14 protein-coding genes are annotated in these 16471 nt (G+C 69.3%); 11 read left to right on the top strand and 3 right to left on the bottom strand.

Features of this window, described 5'->3' with window-relative positions; all coding sequences use genetic code 11:
- The first annotated feature begins 86 nt into the window (after positions 1 to 86).
- The 6 genes from pyk to WT60_RS16265 all read left to right on the top strand — a co-directional run bounded on the left by pyk (position 87) and on the right by WT60_RS16265 (position 7093).
- Positions 87 to 1523 (top strand): pyruvate kinase, encoded by a 1437-nt coding sequence (gene pyk / locus WT60_RS16290; RefSeq protein ID WP_038751667.1) that lies wholly within the window; start codon positions 87 to 89, stop codon positions 1521 to 1523.
- Between the two features lie 279 nt (positions 1524 to 1802).
- On the top strand, positions 1803 to 2867 hold the full coding sequence (fba, locus tag WT60_RS16285; protein ID WP_038751664.1) for a class II fructose-bisphosphate aldolase: 1065 nt from the start codon (positions 1803 to 1805) through the stop codon (positions 2865 to 2867).
- A gap of 189 nt (positions 2868 to 3056) precedes the next feature.
- Positions 3057 to 3947, top strand: a complete 891-nt coding sequence (locus WT60_RS16280) for a phosphoribosylaminoimidazolesuccinocarboxamide synthase (protein ID WP_060356846.1) — start codon at positions 3057 to 3059, stop codon at positions 3945 to 3947.
- A gap of 35 nt (positions 3948 to 3982) precedes the next feature.
- On the top strand, positions 3983 to 4501 hold the full coding sequence (purE, locus tag WT60_RS16275; protein WP_038751659.1) for a 5-(carboxyamino)imidazole ribonucleotide mutase: 519 nt from the start codon (positions 3983 to 3985) through the stop codon (positions 4499 to 4501).
- Positions 4502 to 4859: 358 nt separating this feature from the next.
- The gene (locus WT60_RS16270) at positions 4860 to 6056 is read left to right on the top strand and encodes a 5-(carboxyamino)imidazole ribonucleotide synthase (RefSeq protein WP_059669981.1); all 1197 of its coding nucleotides are present in this window, start codon (positions 4860 to 4862) and stop codon (positions 6054 to 6056) included.
- An 11-nt stretch (positions 6057 to 6067) separates the two neighbouring features.
- Complete coding sequence (locus WT60_RS16265) at positions 6068 to 7093, top strand: L-threonylcarbamoyladenylate synthase (protein WP_059575171.1); 1026 nt, start codon at positions 6068 to 6070, stop codon at positions 7091 to 7093.
- Between the two features lie 229 nt (positions 7094 to 7322).
- Here WT60_RS16265 and WT60_RS16260 read toward each other — a convergent pair whose 3' ends face one another.
- From WT60_RS16260 to dacB, 3 genes are all read right to left on the bottom strand, one after another.
- Positions 7323 to 8462, bottom strand: coding sequence for an SGNH/GDSL hydrolase family protein (locus WT60_RS16260; protein WP_038751650.1), 1140 nt, complete (start codon positions 8460 to 8462; stop codon positions 7323 to 7325).
- 103 nt (positions 8463 to 8565) lie between these two features.
- Complete coding sequence (locus WT60_RS16255; protein ID WP_060356847.1) at positions 8566 to 9483, bottom strand: sterol desaturase family protein; 918 nt, start codon at positions 9481 to 9483, stop codon at positions 8566 to 8568.
- 400 nt (positions 9484 to 9883) lie between these two features.
- A complete protein-coding gene (gene dacB, locus WT60_RS16250; RefSeq protein WP_059669991.1) occupies positions 9884 to 11416 on the bottom strand; it encodes a D-alanyl-D-alanine carboxypeptidase/D-alanyl-D-alanine-endopeptidase in 1533 nt (510 codons plus the stop codon).
- Between the two features lie 190 nt (positions 11417 to 11606).
- On the opposite strand from dacB, the gene WT60_RS16245 reads away from it, so the two are divergent.
- From WT60_RS16245 to WT60_RS16220, 5 genes are all read left to right on the top strand, one after another.
- Positions 11607 to 12269, top strand: a complete 663-nt coding sequence (locus WT60_RS16245; protein WP_038751711.1) for a response regulator — start codon at positions 11607 to 11609, stop codon at positions 12267 to 12269.
- Positions 12270 to 12272: 3 nt separating this feature from the next.
- A complete protein-coding gene (locus WT60_RS16240; RefSeq protein WP_038751646.1) occupies positions 12273 to 13589 on the top strand; it encodes an ATP-binding protein in 1317 nt (438 codons plus the stop codon).
- Positions 13590 to 13905: 316 nt separating this feature from the next.
- On the top strand, positions 13906 to 15393 hold the full coding sequence (locus WT60_RS16230) for a DegQ family serine endoprotease (RefSeq protein WP_059647211.1): 1488 nt from the start codon (positions 13906 to 13908) through the stop codon (positions 15391 to 15393).
- Between the two features lie 142 nt (positions 15394 to 15535).
- The gene (locus WT60_RS16225; protein WP_038751641.1) at positions 15536 to 15958 is read left to right on the top strand and encodes a carboxypeptidase-like regulatory domain-containing protein; all 423 of its coding nucleotides are present in this window, start codon (positions 15536 to 15538) and stop codon (positions 15956 to 15958) included.
- A 128-nt stretch (positions 15959 to 16086) separates the two neighbouring features.
- Positions 16087 to 16446, top strand: coding sequence for a DUF427 domain-containing protein (locus WT60_RS16220; RefSeq protein ID WP_038751638.1), 360 nt, complete (start codon positions 16087 to 16089; stop codon positions 16444 to 16446).
- The last annotated feature ends 25 nt before the right edge of the window (positions 16447 to 16471 follow it).

The raw sequence follows: 16471 nt of genomic DNA, 5'->3' as shown, positions 1-16471 counted from the left end.
TTCCGGAGCGGCGGCGGCTGGGCCGCGCGGCTCCGGCTCTCGCGGCGGTACTTCCAGCGCTTTCACTCAGTCAGACGAGGAGATTCATGCATCGCGCCACCAAGATAGTCGCCACGATCGGTCCGGCATCCAGCTCGCCGGAGGTCCTGTTGCAGATGATGCACGCGGGTCTCGACGTCGTGCGGCTCAATTTCTCGCACGGCTCCGCCGACGATCACCGCGAGCGCGCCGAGATGGTTCGCGAGGCCGCGCGCCGGGTCGGCCGGGAAATCGCGATCATGGCGGACTTGCAGGGGCCGAAGATTCGCGTCGGCAAGTTCGAGGGGGGCAAGACGACGCTCGCGCCCGGCCAGCCGTTCATCCTCGACGCGACGTGCGAGCTCGGCAACGACGAGCGGGTCGGCCTCGACTACAAGGATCTGCCGCGCGACCTGAAGCCGGGCGACGTGCTGCTGCTGAACGACGGCCTCATCGTGCTGAAGGTCGACCGCGTGCTCGGCGACGAGATCCACACGACCGTCAAGGTGGGCGGCGACCTGTCGAACAACAAGGGCATCAACCGGCAGGGCGGCGGGCTGTCGGCGCCCGCGCTGACCGCGAAGGACATGGAGGACATCCGCACGGCGATGTCGCTCGGCGCGGATCTCGTCGCCGTGTCGTTCCCGAAGAACGCGACCGACATGGAGATGGCGCGCCAGCTCGCGAACATCGCGGGCGCGCCTTACGGCATCAAGCCGAAAATGATCGCGAAGATCGAGCGCGCGGAGGCGATTCCGGCGCTGCAGGAGATTCTCGACGCGTCGGACGGCATCATGGTCGCGCGCGGCGATCTGGCGGTCGAGGTCGGCAACGCGGCCGTGCCCGCGCTGCAGAAGCGGATGATCCGGATGGCGCGCGAATCGAACAAGCTCGTGATCACCGCGACGCAGATGATGGAATCGATGATCCACGCGCCCGTGCCGACGCGCGCGGAGGTGTCGGACGTCGCGAACGCGGTGCTCGACGGCACCGACGCGGTGATGCTGTCCGCCGAAACGGCGACGGGCAAGTATCCGGCCGTCACGATCGAGGCGATGGCGGCCGTCTGCGTCGAGGCGGAGAAGTCCGAGCACGTCGAGCTCGACAAGGACTTTCTCGACCGCACGTTTACGCGGATCGACCAGTCGATCGCGATGGGCGCACTCTTCACCGCATACCACCTCGGCGCGAAGGCGATCGTCGCGCTGACCGAATCGGGTGCGACGGCGCTCTGGATGTCGCGCCACTACACGCACGTGCCGATCTTCGCGCTGACGCCGCGAGTCGGCAGCGAGCGCGCGATGGCGCTGTTCCGCAACGTGACGCCGCTGCACGTCGACTTCAACAGCGACCGCGATTCCGCGCTGCAGCAGGCGCTCGAGCTGATCGTGCGGCGCGGCTACGTCGCGCACGGCGACATGGTCGTGCTGACGGTCGGCGAGCCGATGGGGCAGGCGGGCGGCACGAACACGCTGAAGATCGTGCGCGTCGGCGAACACTACTGAGGGCGCAATCCTGCGCGAGCGGGATGTCCGCCGGGCATGCCGCTTGCGTTGTCGGAAAGCCGCGTGGGGTCGGACGGCCCCCGCGGCTTTTTTGCTTGAAGGTGGTCTGAAAGACGTAACAAATTGCCCCCGAATCCGCCATTTGGTCGGATTCGGGGGCGCTTCGCGATAAAATGCGGCTATTCGACGCTCGGCCGCGCCGGTCCGCCCGCCTTTCAGCCGGGACGGGGCCGTAAGACGCCGCGTAGGGCGCAAGGTTTTCATTCAAGGAGTACCACAATGCCTCTCGTATCAATGCGTCAACTGCTGGATCACGCAGCGGAGCACGGCTACGGCCTGCCCGCGTTCAACGTGAACAACCTCGAGCAGGTGCAGGCGATCATGGCGGCGGCCGACGAAGTCGGCGCGCCCGTGATCATGCAGGCGTCGGCCGGCGCCCGGAAGTACGCGGGCGAGGCGTTCCTGCGCCACCTGATCGAAGCGGCGGTCGAGTCGTACCCGCACATCCCCGTCGTGATGCACCAGGATCACGGCCAATCGCCCGCCGTCTGCATGGCGGCGATCAGGAGCGGCTTCACGAGCGTGATGATGGACGGCTCGCTCGAAGCCGACGGCAAGACGGTCGCATCGTACGAATACAACGTCGACGTGTCGAAGAAGGTGGTCGAGATGGCGCACTCGATCGGCGTGACGGTCGAGGCCGAGCTCGGCGTGCTCGGCTCGCTCGAGACGATGAAGGGCGACAAGGAAGACGGCCACGGCGCGGAAGGCACGATGACCCGCGAGCAGCTGCTGACGGACCCGGAGCAGGCCGCGGACTTCGTCAAGCTCACGCAGTGCGACGCGCTCGCGATCGCGATCGGCACCTCGCACGGCGCGTACAAGTTCACGAAGAAGCCGACGGGCGACATCCTGTCGATCCAGCGGATCAAGGAAATCCACGCGCGCATCCCGAACACGCACCTCGTGATGCACGGCTCGTCGTCGGTGCCGCAGGATCTGCTCGCGGAAATCCGCGAATTCGGCGGCGACATGAAGGAAACCTACGGCGTGCCCGTCGAGGAAATCCAGGAAGGCATCAAGCACGGCGTGCGCAAGATCAACATCGACACCGACCTGCGTCTCGCGATCACGGGCGCGATCCGCCGCTACATGTTCGAGAATCCGGGCAAGTTCGATCCGCGCGATTACCTGAAGCCCGCGCGCGAAGCGGCGAAGAAGATCTGCGTCGCGCGCTATCTGGCGTTCGGCTGCGAAGGCCAGGCGTCGAAGATCAAGCCGGTGCCGCTCGAGAAGATCGCCGAGAAGTACAAGGCCGGCGACCTCGCGCAAGTGGTGCGTTGAGTCTGTAGTACGATCTGGCCGGCCCGCGAGCGGGGCGGCCGGATGAGCCCGGTCCGGCTCCGAAGCCGGCCGGCCCCGCCGGGCCAAGCCGTCCGGCCGGTTCGCCGAAGTATCGCAAGGCCGCCGTTCCCGCCAGCCGCGGGGAACGGCGTTTCCCTTTTTGTTTGGCTCCTTATCTGCGAAAAGACGATGTCTACCCTTTACGAATCCACGCTGCGCTCGCTGCCGCTCCTCGGTCGCGGCAAGGTCCGCGACAACTACGCGGTCGGCAACGACAAGCTCCTGATCGTCACGACCGATCGCCTGTCGGCGTTCGACGTCATCATGGGCGAGCCGATTCCGAACAAGGGCCGCGTGCTGAACCAGATGGCGAACTTCTGGTTCGACAAGCTCGCGCACATCGTCCCGAACCACCTGACGGGCGTCGCGCCCGAGACGGTCGTCGCCGACGACGAAGCCGAGCAGGTGAAGGGGCGCGCGGTCGTCGTCAAGCGCCTCGAGCCGATCCTCGTCGAGGCGGTCGTGCGCGGCTATCTCGCGGGCAGCGGCTGGAAGGACTACCAGGCGACGGGCAAGGTGTGCGGCGTCGAGCTGCCGGCCGGCCTGCAAAACGCGCAGAAGCTGCCCGAGCCGATCTTCACGCCCGCGGCCAAGGCCGAGATGGGCCATCACGACGAGAACATCTCGTTCGAGGAAACCGAGCGCCGCATCGGCACCGAGCTCGCCGCGACGATTCGCGACATCTCGATCAAGCTGTACAAGGAAGCGGCCGATTACGCGGCGACGCGCGGCATCATCATCGCCGACACGAAGTTCGAATTCGGCCTCGACGAGCACGGCAAGCTGTTCCTGATGGACGAGGCGCTGACGGCCGATTCGTCGCGCTTCTGGCCGGCCGACGAGTACCGGGTCGGCACGAATCCGCCGTCGTTCGACAAGCAGTTCGTCCGCGACTGGCTCGAGGCGCAGGACTGGAGCAAGGAGCCGCCCGCGCCGAAGCTGCCCGACGACGTCGTTGCGAGGACGAGCGCGAAGTACCAGGAAGCGCTCGAGCGCATCACGGGCAAGACGCTCGACTGACCATCGTCCGATTCACCGAAACGAGGAAGCGCACGATGAGCGAAATCCCGACCGCCCACACGCACAGCGCGCCGCTCGTCGGCGTGCTGATGGGTTCCAGCTCCGACTGGGACGTGATGAAGCATGCCGTCGCGATCCTGCAGGAGTTCGACGTGCCGTACGAGGCGAAGGTCGTGTCCGCGCACCGGATGCCCGACGAGATGTTCGACTACGCGCAGAAGGCGCGCGAGCGCGGCCTGCGCGCGATCATCGCGGGCGCGGGCGGCGCGGCGCACCTGCCCGGCATGCTCGCCGCGAAGACGACGGTGCCCGTGCTCGGCGTGCCGGTGGCGAGCAAGTACCTGAAGGGTGTCGATTCGCTGCACTCGATCGTGCAGATGCCGAAGGGCGTGCCCGTCGCGACCTTCGCGATCGGCGAGGCCGGCGCGGCGAACGCGGCGCTCTTCGCCGTGTCGATGCTGTCCGGCACGTCGACCGACTACGCGAACCGGCTCGCCGCGTTCCGCGTGCGGCAGAACGAGGCCGCGCACGCGATGGTGCTGCCGCCGCTGTGAGGCCGCGCGGCCGCCGGCGACATCCGATCGTCCCGCCCGCGGCGGGCGCAGCCGCCCGCCGCCACCGACCCTAGGGGCCATTTACATATGGAACGCACATGCGAATGCCCGAAATCGCTCGTAGGGCAGGAAGCGAGGAGCGCCGTTTGGCCGAGCCAAGCAAGCAACGAGCGACGCCGCCATGCGGGCGATTTCGGGCATTCCCCTAGAATGTATTTTTGTATCGGGGTTGCCGCGAGAACCGCCGCTCGCCGCGTTGCGCGCCTTGCGAATACGTCCATTCGCAGCGTCGCGCGCCTTGTGAGCGGCGGTTCTCGTGGCAACGCTTGTGCGTTCCGTATGTAAATTGACCCTAGACATGACTGCACTCCCCACCCCGAATTCCCCGATCCTGCCGGGCGCCTGGCTCGGCATGGTCGGCGGCGGCCAGCTCGGCCGCATGTTCTGCTTCGCCGCGCAGGCGATGGGCTACCGCGTCGCCGTGCTCGATCCCGATCCGACGAGCCCCGCGGGCGCCGTCGCCGACAAGCATCTGCGCGCCGCGTACGACGACGAGGCCGCGCTCGCCGAGCTCGCGCAATTGTGCGACGCCGTCTCCACGGAATTCGAGAACGTGCCCGCCGCGAGCCTCGACTTTCTCGCGCAATCGACGTTCGTCGCGCCGGCGGGCCGTTGCGTCGCGATCGCGCAGGACCGGATCGCCGAGAAGCGCTTCATCGCGGCGTCCGGCGCGCCCGTCGCGCCGCACGTCGTGATCGAGTCGGTCGCGCAGCTCGAGGCGCTTGCCGACGCGGAGCTTGCCGCGGTGCTGCCCGGCATCCTGAAGACCGCGCGCCTCGGCTACGACGGCAAGGGGCAGGTGCGCGTCGCGACCGTGCGGCAGGCGCGCGACGCGTATGCGTCGCTCGGCGGCGTGCCGTGCGTGCTCGAGAAGCGCCTGCCGCTCAAATACGAAGTGTCGGCGCTGATCGCGCGCGCCGCGAACGGCGAATCCGCCGTGTTCCCGCTCGCGCAGAACACGCATCACGGCGGCATCCTGACGCTGAGCGTCGTGCCCGCGCCCGCCGCGAGCGAGGCGCTCGTGCGCGAGGCGCAGCAGGCGGCCGTGCGGATCGCCGATTCGCTCGGCTATGTTGGCGTGCTGTGCGTCGAGTTCTTCGTGCTCGAAGACGGCTCGCTCGTCGCGAACGAAATGGCGCCGCGGCCGCACAATTCCGGCCACTACACGGTCGATGCATGCGAGACGAGCCAGTTCGAGCAGCAGGTCCGCGCGATGACGCGGCTGCCGCTCGGCAGCACGCGCCAGCATTCGCCCGCCGCGATGCTCAACGTGCTCGGCGACGTGTGGTTCGCGAACGGCGCGTCGGGCGAGTCCGTCGCGCCGCCGTGGGACCAGGTCGCCGCGATGCCGACCGCGCGGCTGCATCTGTACGGCAAGGAGGAGGCGCGCGCCGGCCGCAAGATGGGCCACGTGAATTTCACCGCGGCGACGCTCGACGAGGCGGTCGCGGGCGCGACCGCCTGCGCGCGCCTGCTGCGCATTGCGCTCGACTGACGGGGCGTACGATGTCGAACGATCGACCGATTCCGACCGCCGAAGAGATCGACGAAGCCGCCGCGCTGCTCGACGCGGGCGAGCTCGTCGCATTTCCGACCGAGACTGTCTATGGCTTGGGCGGCGACGCGCAGAACCCGGTCGCCGTCGCGCGCATCTACGAGGCGAAAGGGCGGCCGGCGAACCATCCGGTGATCGTCCACCTCGCGCCCGGCAGCGATCCGGGCTATTGGGTCGACTCGCTGCCCGCCGACGCGAAGAAGCTGATCGACGCGTTCTGGCCCGGCCCGCTCACGCTGATTCTCAAGCGCGCCGCGCACATTCCGGACGCGGTGAGCGGCGGGCAGGACTCGGTCGGGCTGCGCTGTCCGTCGCATCCGGTCGCGCAGGCGTTGCTGCGCGCGTTCGACGCGCGCCGCGGCGGGCACGGCGGCGTCGCCGCGCCGTCCGCGAACCGCTTCGGCCACGTGAGCCCGACGACCGCGCAGCACGTGCGCGACGAGTTCGGCGATGCCGTCCATGTGCTCGACGGCGGCCCGTCCGATGTCGGGATCGAGTCGACGATCGTGGATCTGTCGCGCGGTTTTCCGGCGCTGCTGCGCCCGGGCCACGTGAGCCCGCAGCAGATCGCCGACGTGCTCGGCGTCGCGCCGCGCCTGCCCGACGGCAGCGATGCGACCGCGCCGCGCGCATCCGGCACGCTGAAGGCGCATTACGCGCCGCGCACGCCGCTCGCGCTCGCGCCGTTCGAGCGGCTCGAGGGGCGGCTCGCGGCCGCGCGCGACGCGGGCGAGCGGGTCGCGCTCGTCGCACGCGCATCGCGCGCCGGCGCGTGGGCGCACGCGGGCGGCGTGCACTTCGTCGCGGCGCCCGAGGACCCGCAGGTCTACGCGCGCGAGCTCTACGGGCTGCTGCGCGCGCTCGATCGCGCGCAGGTCGCGCGCATCCTCATCGAGAAGCTGCCGGATACGGTCGAATGGATCGCGGTGAACGACCGGCTCGGCCGCGCGGCGGCCGCGTTCGAAGCGCAGGCGTGAGCGTTGCGCGGTCGGGCGGCTGAGGCGGGCGGAGCCGCGCCGGCTTCGTCATGCTGCTGTCGCCGAAACGCCGAAACGCAAAAAGCACCTGAAAACGCCCGACACAACGAGAAACGCCCGGTTCGCATCACGCGAACCGGGCGTTTTCACTTGAAGCGGCGGAACGTCGCCGCGTGGCGATCGGGGGCGGGGCGCGCGAGACGCCCCCCGCGTCGCGGCGCGGGCTTGCTTACTTGCCGACGCCCGTCTTCGCGATCTGCTGCTCGACGTACTGCGCGAAGAGCGCGTGCAGGCGCGTCGTCGGATGGACCGTGTCGGCGAACATGTACGTCTGGTCGGCGTTCGCGACCGTGTACATCTGCGGCGAGCAGAACAGCGACGAGCCGAACGCGGTCGGGTTCGACACGCCCGACTTCGTCGCCGCGGCGATCATCGATTGCAGGTTGCACGCGGTGCCCGTGTTCGACACGGAGAAGCCGTTCGCCTGGTAGTTCGCGGTGATGCCGTCCTGCCACGTGAACGCGTCGATCAGCACGGCCTTCGTCGGATCGACGTTGAGCGCTTTCAGCGCCGCGGCGAGCGTGCTGTTGAAGATCGTCGACAGTTGCGTGAGCGCGGCCTGCTGGTCCGTCGACACCGCGAGCGGCGTGCCGCCGATGTCCGGCACGTTCGACACGAACACGTGCGTCGCGCCCGCCGCGACGATCTGCTGGACGATCCCCGCGAGCTGCTGAGCGGCGAGGCCGATCTGCTGCGCCGCGGCGAGCTGCGCGGCCGGCGTGTTGCCCTGCGCCTGCGCGACCTGCACCTGATAGAAGATGTCGTTCGCGCCGCCGTTGATCAGCACGATCTGGTTCGGGTTGAAGCTGCCGTGCTGCTGCAGGTATTGCTGCACCTGCGTCGCGACCGGCACGGTGGTCGCCTGCGCGTAGTCGGCGTTCGCCACGCTCGCGTCCGCGTGGCCGATGCCCGGCTGCTGCGTGACGCGCGAGCCGCCCTGCGCGTAGCCGAGGCCGCCCGCCGCCTGCAGCGGCACGCCGAAGCCGCCTTCGAACGCGGGCGTGAGCGTGCCGCCGTAGTAGGCGGCGACGTCCTGCGTCCACACCTGGCCCGGATTCGTCGTGAAGCGGCCGCCGCCGAAACCGATCAGGATCTGCGGCGAATAGGTGCCGGTGTCCGACAGACTGTCGCCGAAGGACACGACCTGCATGTTCACGCCGGCGCTCGGCTGCGACGAGCCGTTGTCGTCGCCCCCGCCGCAGGCGGCGAGGATGGCGAACGCGGCGCTCGCGAGCGCGACTTGCGCGCCGCGCCAGAGGCGGCGGCGTGCGGTGCGGGCGGGTTGCTGTTGTCGTTGCGGCTGATTCATGCGGGTCTCTCCTCGTAGATATGCTTGTGTTGCATGGCCTGCGCCGTGCCGCGACGCACGGCGGCGACGCGGCTCGGCGCAATGGTTTGGAATCCGTGTTTCGTTATCGTTCGCGGGGCGCGGCGGCGAGCGCGGACGGCTCGGGCGACGGCGCGTGCGCGCTCGCAACCCGTGCATGATAAGCGCTCGCCCATTCGGGCGGACCGAAAACCGCGCGGAGCTTGTTGCGCCAGCCTTCGACGCCGAGCGCGTCGAGCGCCATCGACCGCCATTCGTGGAACGTCGCCACGAGCGGATTGTTCGAGCGAAGCGGCTCGACGATCCCGTATTCGGGCGGGTCCTGCGGGTCTTCTTCGACGTAGCTGCCGAACAGGCGATCCCAGATCACGAGCACGCCGGCGTAGTTGCGGTCGATGTAGCGCGGGTTGCGCGCATGGTGCGCGCGGTGGATCGACGGCGTGTTCAGCACGTACTCGAGCCAGCCGAGTTTCGGGATCGTCTGCGTATGGACGAAGAACTGGAACGCGAGGTTGATGAGCACGATGCCGACGATCTGCTGCGGCGGGAAGCCGAGGAACGCGAGCGGCAGCCAGAACGCCCACATGCCGGCGATCGGGTACATCAGGCTTTGCCGCATCGCGGTCGAGAAGTTCAGGCGCTCGGACGAATGATGGACGACGTGCGCGGCCCACAGCCAGCGCACGCGATGGCTGCAGCGGTGGAACACGTAGTAGAGCAGGTCCTGCGCGACGAACAGCACGGCGAACGACAGCCACGTGGCGTCCCACGTGAAGAGCCGGTAGTGCGTGTAGCAGTACGCATAGAGCGGGATCACGAAGAGCCAGGCGATCTTGTCCGCGCCCTGGTGCATCAGCGCGAGCGCCGCGTTGCAGAGCGTGTCGCGCAGGTTGTAGACGTGCTCGCCGGGGCGTGTGCGCGCGAGGTGCCACGCTTCCCAGCCGATGCAGAGCAGGAAGACAGGCGCGAGCGCGAGCAGAAGCAATTCGACGTTGAATTGCATGAGTGTCTCCCTCTTGTTGTGGTTCGAGCGACCCGGTGCGTGCGGCGTGCGAAACGCGTGCGCGGCTCGTCGACGTCAATTGCAGCCAAAAGGGTACGCAATCGGCGTACCGGGCGCGAGGGTGTTTCGTAGAGGGAGTCTTCGACGGGCGCGCGGCATGGGGCGGCGCACCGAGCCGCGGCGGCGGCCGTGGGCAAGACGCGCGAAGGCCGGTGATCCGCGCGGAGTCCGGCGAGAAACGGCAAGGGCGAGGGAAACGGCGAGGGAAACGGCGAGGGAAACGGCGAGGGAAACGGCGAGGGAAACGGCGAGGGAAACGGCGAGGGAAACGGCGAGGGCGGAATCGGTTCCGGCCGGCTCTCGGCGGCGCGCCGGGGCGCCGCCGAGAGCCGCGCGCCGCTCAGCGCGGCCCTTCGTACACCCATTCGAGCAGCGCGTCGTGCGCCGCGCGCGCGGCCGACGCGCGCTCGTCGTTGATGAAGCTGACGACGACGTAGCTCGACCCGTCCGCCGACGCGACATAGCCCGCGATCGCGCGCACGTCGCGCAGCGTGCCTGTCTTGATGTGCGCGTTGCCGCCGACGGGCGCGTTCGTCAGCCGGTTTTTCATCGTGCCGTCGACGCCCGCGATCGGCAGCGAATCGACGAACGCCTGCGCGATGGGGCTCGCGTTCGCCGCCTGCAGCATGTCGGCGAGCGACAGCGCGCTCACGCGCTCGTCGCGCGAGAGCCCCGAGCCGTTCTCGAGCGCGAGCCCGTCGGTCGGCAGCCCGCTGTGCGCGAGGAACGCGCGGATCGTGTCCGCCGACTGCGCGGGCGTCGCGGGCGGCCGGTGCTCGACCGCGCCGATCGTGAGGAACAGGTTGCGCGCCATCACGTTGTTGCTGAACTTGTTGATGTCGTGCACGACGCTCGACAACACCGGGCCGTGGTGCGACGCAACGGGCCGCGCGCGGCCCGGCACCTTGCCCTCGGCGATCGTGCCCGAGAACGCGCCGCCCGTCTGCCGCCACAGCGCGAGAAAGCCGCGCGCGAAGAACGCGGAATGGTTCAGCGCGGCGAGATTGGTCGTGGTCGGGCCGCAGCGCGGCGGATAGTCGCCCGCGAACGACGCGGTGAGCTCGCCGTTCGCGTCGGTCATGAGCGTCGGGCGCGCGGCGCCGCACGAGCCTTCGCCCTCGACGAGCTGGTTGTCGACGTTCAGGTTCGCGAGCGGCGGCACGACGTCGATCGCGATCGCGCCGTTGTCGGTCGGCGTCACCGTGAACGACAGCGCCTTGAACGCGTAGAGGAGCGGATCGGGGCCGACGTTGTACGGCGCGCTCGCGTCGTCGTCGAGCGGCGGCAGGTCGCGCGTCTCGGGCGCGAAGAAGGTCTTGTCGAGCACGAGCGAGCCGTCGACGTTGACGATGCCCGCGCGGCGGATCTTGTCGACGAGGTCGATCAGCTCTTCCGGCACGAGCTTCGGATCGCCCGTGCCCTTCACGTACAGCGTGCCGTGCAGCGTGCCGTTCTCGTCGACCGCGCCGTCCGCGTACGCGCTCGTGCGCCAGCGATAGTCGGCGCCGAGCAGCGACAGCCCGGCGTAGGTGGTGACGAGCTTCATCGTCGACGCGGGCTGCATCGGCCGGTTCGCGTTCCATGCGACGACGGGCGTTCGCTCGCCGATCCGCTCGATGACGACGCTCAGGCTCGACGCCGGCACGCGCGCGCGCTGCAGCGCGACGAGCACCGACGCCGGCAGCACGTTGCGCGCGGTCGAGACCGCGGCCGGATAGCGCGGGGGCTTCTTGCGGGCGTCGGCGGGCGCGGCGAACGCGAGCGCGGCGCACGCGGCGACGAGTGCCGCGCCGCGCAGAATGGCGCGCGGCGCGCGGGCGGCGGGGCGGCTCGGGCGGGGCGAAGCGGCGATGCGGGCGGCGTTGGGATTCATCGACGAATACGGAACGGAAGCGCGGAACGGAATATGACGTGTGCAAAAGGCGTGCGCGCTGCGGCGCAAGCCGCCCATTGTAGAGAAAACGGCGCGCAAGCAGCGTCGAAATCGGCAGATGGTCCGTTTGCGCACGAGGCGGCGCTACAATGTCCGCCATCTCGAACGCATGCGACGGACGTTTTTCAGGATGCGGATATTGCTGGTTGAAGACGATCGGATGATCGCCGAAGGGGTGCGCAAGGCGCTGAAGGCCGACGGCTGCGCGGTCGACTGGGTGCAGGACGGCGACGCGGCGCTCACCGCGCTCGGCGGCGAGGCGTACGATCTGCTGCTGCTCGATCTCGGGCTGCCGAAGCGCGACGGCATCGACGTGCTGCGCACGCTGCGCGCGCGCGGGCTCGCGCTGCCCGTGCTGATCCTGACCGCGCGCGACGCGGTCGCCGACCGCGTGAAGGGCCTCGACGCCGGCGCCGACGACTATCTCGTCAAGCCGTTCGACCTCGACGAGCTCGCGGCGCGCATGCGTGCGCTGATCCGACGCCAGTCGGGGCGCAGCGAATCGGTGATCCGCCACGGCGCGCTGACGCTCGATCCGGCGTCGCACCGGGTGACGCTCGACGGCGCGCCCGTCGCGCTGTCGGCGCGCGAATTCGCGCTGCTCGAGGCGCTGCTCGCGCGTCCGGGCGCGGTGCTGTCGAAGAGCCAGCTCGAAGAGAAGATGTACGGCTGGGGCGAGGAGATCGGCAGCAACACCGTCGAAGTCTATATCCACGCGCTGCGCAAGAAGCTCGGCTCGGACCTGATCCGCAACGTCCGCGGCCTCGGCTACATGGTCGTGAAGGAAGCGTAGCGCGTGAGGTCGATTCGCCATCAATTGCTGATCTGGCTGCTCGCGATCGTCGTGGCCGGAGTGGGGCTCGCCGGCTGGATGATCTACCGGCAGGCGCTCGCCGCCGCGAACGAGCTGTTCGACTACCAGTTGCAGCAGATCGCGGCCGCGCTGCCGTCCGAGCCTTTCTCGCAGGTGCTCGGCTCGCAGACGAACGGCGACGAAGGGATCGTGATCCAGATCTGGAACCGCAACGGGGTGCTGATGTACTTCTCGCATCCGCGCGCGCCGATCGCGCCGCGCGCCGAGCTCGGCTTTTCGACCGAGCGCACCGAGCGCGGCGCGTGGCGCGTGTACGGCGCGATCGTCGGCGACAACGTCGTGCAGCTCGCGCAGCCGCTTTCGGTGCGCAACCGGCTTGCCGCGAGCGTCGCGCTGCGCACGCTGTGGCCGCTCATCGTGCTGCTGCCGTTCCTCGGCGCGGCCGTCTGGATGATCGTCGGGCGCGGGCTCGCGCCGTTGCAGCGCGTGACCCGCGCGGTCGAAGCGCGCCGGCCCGAGGCGCTCGATCCGTTGCCCGATTCGCCGCTGCCGCTCGAAGTGCGCCCGCTCGTGCACGCGCTGAACGGGCTGCTCGCGCGGCTCTCCGCCGCGCTCGACACGCAAAAGGCGTTCGTCGCGGATGCCGCGCACGAGCTGCGCACGCCGCTCGCCGCCGTGCAGATTCAGGCGCAGCTCGTCGCGCGCGCGCAGGACGACGCGTCGCGCCGCGAGGCGATCGCCGATCTGCAAAGCGGCGTCACGCGCGCGACGCGCCTCGCCGAGCAACTGCTCGCGCTCGCGCGCGCGGAGCCCGGCGACGCGACGGTGCGCGAGCGCGTCGATCTGCGCTCGATCGTCGAGGAGTGCGTCGCCGCGCACGCGCCGCTCGCGCAGCGGCGCGACATCGATCTCGGCTTCGAGGAAGTCGAGGACGCGGCCGTGAACGCCGATCCCGCCGCGCTGCGCGTGATGTTCAACAATTTGCTCGACAACGCGGTGAAGTACACCCCGGAGGGCGGCCGCATCGACGTGTCGCTCACGCGCGGCGACGGCGCGCGGGCGCGCGTGCAGATCGGCGACAGCGGCCCGGGCATTCCGGCCGCCGAGCGCGAGCGCGTGTTCGATCGCTTTTACCGCGACACGTCGGCGCGGGCGCGCACCGACGTGTCGGGCAGCGGCCTCGGCCTCGCGATCGTCAAGCGGGTGGCCGCGCAGCAGCGCGCGACCGTGACGCTCGGCGAAGCGGCGGCGGGGGGGCTACTCGTGAGCGTCGTGCTGCCGTGCGCGGCCGACGCGTGACGGACCTGCGCGGGACGCGGCGGACGCGGGCCGCGCGCGGCGAAACGCCCGATGCTCGTTGCGAACCGCGAACCGCGAACCGCGAACCGCGAACCGCCAATCGCCAATCGCGAACCATGTTTCGTTGCGCCGCGCCACCGCACATCGGTTTTGCCCCCGACCGCGCCCGTCGTCCGGCCAATACGCCGCGCCCGGCGCGGCCCGGGCCCCAAGCTTGCTCGACAATTTTCGTCCGTTTAAGGGTTCCCGAAACCGATTAAGCCTGCTTTAAGACAGGGTCGCTACGCTTCGAACCATTAGACGAGGAGAACGATCGATGACTACCCGAATCCTTGCGCGTGGCGCAGTTGCCGCGGCCGTCGCCGCGGCGTTGGCGGCGGGGTACGTGGCGGGCACCCGTCACTCGGAGCCGCAGATCATCACGCCGGCCGTCGCCGCGCTGATGCCGGCCGAAGCGGCCGCGAAAACCGGCATTCCCGACTTTTCCGGGCTGGTCGAGACCTACGGGCCTGCCGTCGTGAACATCAGCGCGAAGCACGTCGTGCAGCGCACCGCGCAGCGGCGCGCGGCGCCGCAACTGCCGGTCGACCCGGACGATCCGTTCTACCAATTCTTCCGACATTTCTACGGGCGGATTCCGGGGATGGGCCCCGGCGGTCAGCCGCAGCCGGACGACCAGCCGAGCACGAGCCTCGGCTCGGGGTTCATCATTAGCCCGGATGGGTATATCCTGACCAACGCGCACGTGATCGACGGTGCGAACGTCGTCACCGTGAAGCTCACCGACAAGCGCGAGTACAAGGCGAAGGTCGTCGGCGCCGACAAGCAGTCCGACGTCGCGGTGCTGAAGATCGACGCGTCGAGCTTGCCGACCGTGAAGATCGGCGATCCGGCGCAGAGCAAGGTCGGCCAGTGGGTCGTCGCGATCGGCTCGCCGTACGGGTTCGACAACACGGTCACGTCGGGCATCATCAGCGCGAAGTCGCGCGCGCTGCCCGACGAGAACTACACGCCGTTCATCCAGACCGACGTGCCGGTGAACCCCGGCAACTCGGGCGGCCCGCTCTTCAACCTGAACGGCGAGGTGATCGGCATCAACTCGATGATCTACTCGCAGACGGGCGGCTTCCAGGGCCTGTCGTTCGCGATCCCGATCAACGAGGCGATGAAGGTGAAGGACGAGCTCGTGAAGACGGGCCACGTGAGCCGCGGCCGGCTCGGCGTCGCCGTCCAGGGGCTCAACCAGACGCTCGCGAGCTCGTTCGGCCTCACGAAGCCCGACGGCGCGCTCGTCAGCTCGGTCGATCCGAAGGGGCCGGCCGCGAAGGCGGGGCTGCAGCCGGGCGACGTGATCCTGTCGGTCGACGGCGTGCCGGTGCAGGACTCGACGATGCTGCCCGCGCAGATCGCGAGCATGAAGCCCGGCACGAAGGCCGATCTGCAGATCTGGCGCGACAAGTCGAAGAAGACGGTGTCGGTGACGCTCGCGTCGCTGACCGAAGACCAGGCGAAGGCGGGCGTCGACGAGCCCGTCGAGCAGGGACGCCTGGGCGTCGCGGTGCGGCCGCTTTCGCCGCGCGAGCGCAACGGCTCGTCGCTCACGCACGGCCTCGTCGTCCAGCAGTCGGCGGGCCCTGCCGCGAGCGCGGGCATCCAGCCGGGCGACGTGATTCTCGCGGTGAACGGCCGGCCGGTCACGAGCGCGGAACAATTGCGCGATGCGGTCAAGCGCGCGGGCAACAGTCTTGCGTTGCTGATCCAGCGCGACGACGCCCAGATTTTCGTGCCGGTCGATCTGGGCTGAGCCGGGCCGATGTCCCGGCCGGCATGGCGGGCCGGCGCGACGGCCACGCGGCCGCCGCCCGCCGCCCGTCTTTGTTCGTCGCCGCCGCCGGTGGTCCCTGCGGGGCCTCCGGCGTCCGGCTGACAGATTCAAGGAGCGAATCATGCGACAGCAAACCATTTCCCACTACCTGATCGCGGCGGCGCTGGCTTTCGGCGTCGCGGGCGTCGCGCGCGCGCAGCCCGGCTTGCCGGACGTGCAGCATCAGGGCGATGTCGGCTTCGTGTCGGGCGGGGTGGGGCAAGACGAATCCACCGCGTTCCAGCGCAACGAGAGCAACTGGCCGCTCGCGCTGCGCTTCACGGGCGCGGGCGGCGAGTATCTCGCCGACGTCCACGTGTCCGTGGTCGACGCGAAGGGCGCCGAAGTGCTGAAGACCGACGCGCGCGGTCCCTACATGCTCGTCAGGCTGACGCCGGGGCGCTACACCGTGCACGCGAGCTACAACGGCAACGAGCAGACCCATGCGGTCACGGTGCCGGCGAAGGGCGGCGTGAAGGCGGCATTCTCGTGGAAGGCGCAGTGACCTCGCTGCGACGATGACGTCGCGCAATTTGCGGCGGTTTGGCCGATAATGCGATTACAAGCGGCGTTTCGCCGCGGCCATGCTAATTTTCGGCCGGCGCGTGCGCGCAGCGGCCGTAGGGGAAACCGATGTCCGACGCCGCAGGCCATCGCATCGAAATCGAGCCGAACCGCCATCGCGTTCGCGTGATCCATCGGGGGATCACCTATGCCGATTCGCTTGCCGCCTACACGCTGAGGGAATCGGGCCTGCCCGACGTCCAGTATCTGCCGCGCGGCGACGTCAACATGTCGCGGCTCGCGCCGTCCGATCGCGTGACGCGCTGCGAGCGCAAGGGGCCGGCAACCTATTTCCATCTGCATACCGAAGACGGCGTGATAGAGAACGCCGCATGGAGTTACGAGGAGCCGCCGGAGATCGCGGATGCGATCCGGCACTATGTCGCGTTCGATGCCGCGTGCGTCGACCGCATCGACGTGACGTCCTGACGCGGCGGCTCATCGGGGGAGGCGA

The organism is Burkholderia sp. MSMB617WGS (assembly GCF_001532025.2).
Lineage (GTDB): Bacteria > Pseudomonadota > Gammaproteobacteria > Burkholderiales > Burkholderiaceae > Burkholderia > Burkholderia savannae.
The sequence above is the reverse complement of the archived record's forward strand: the minus strand, read 5'-3'. Positions and strand labels throughout refer to the sequence as shown.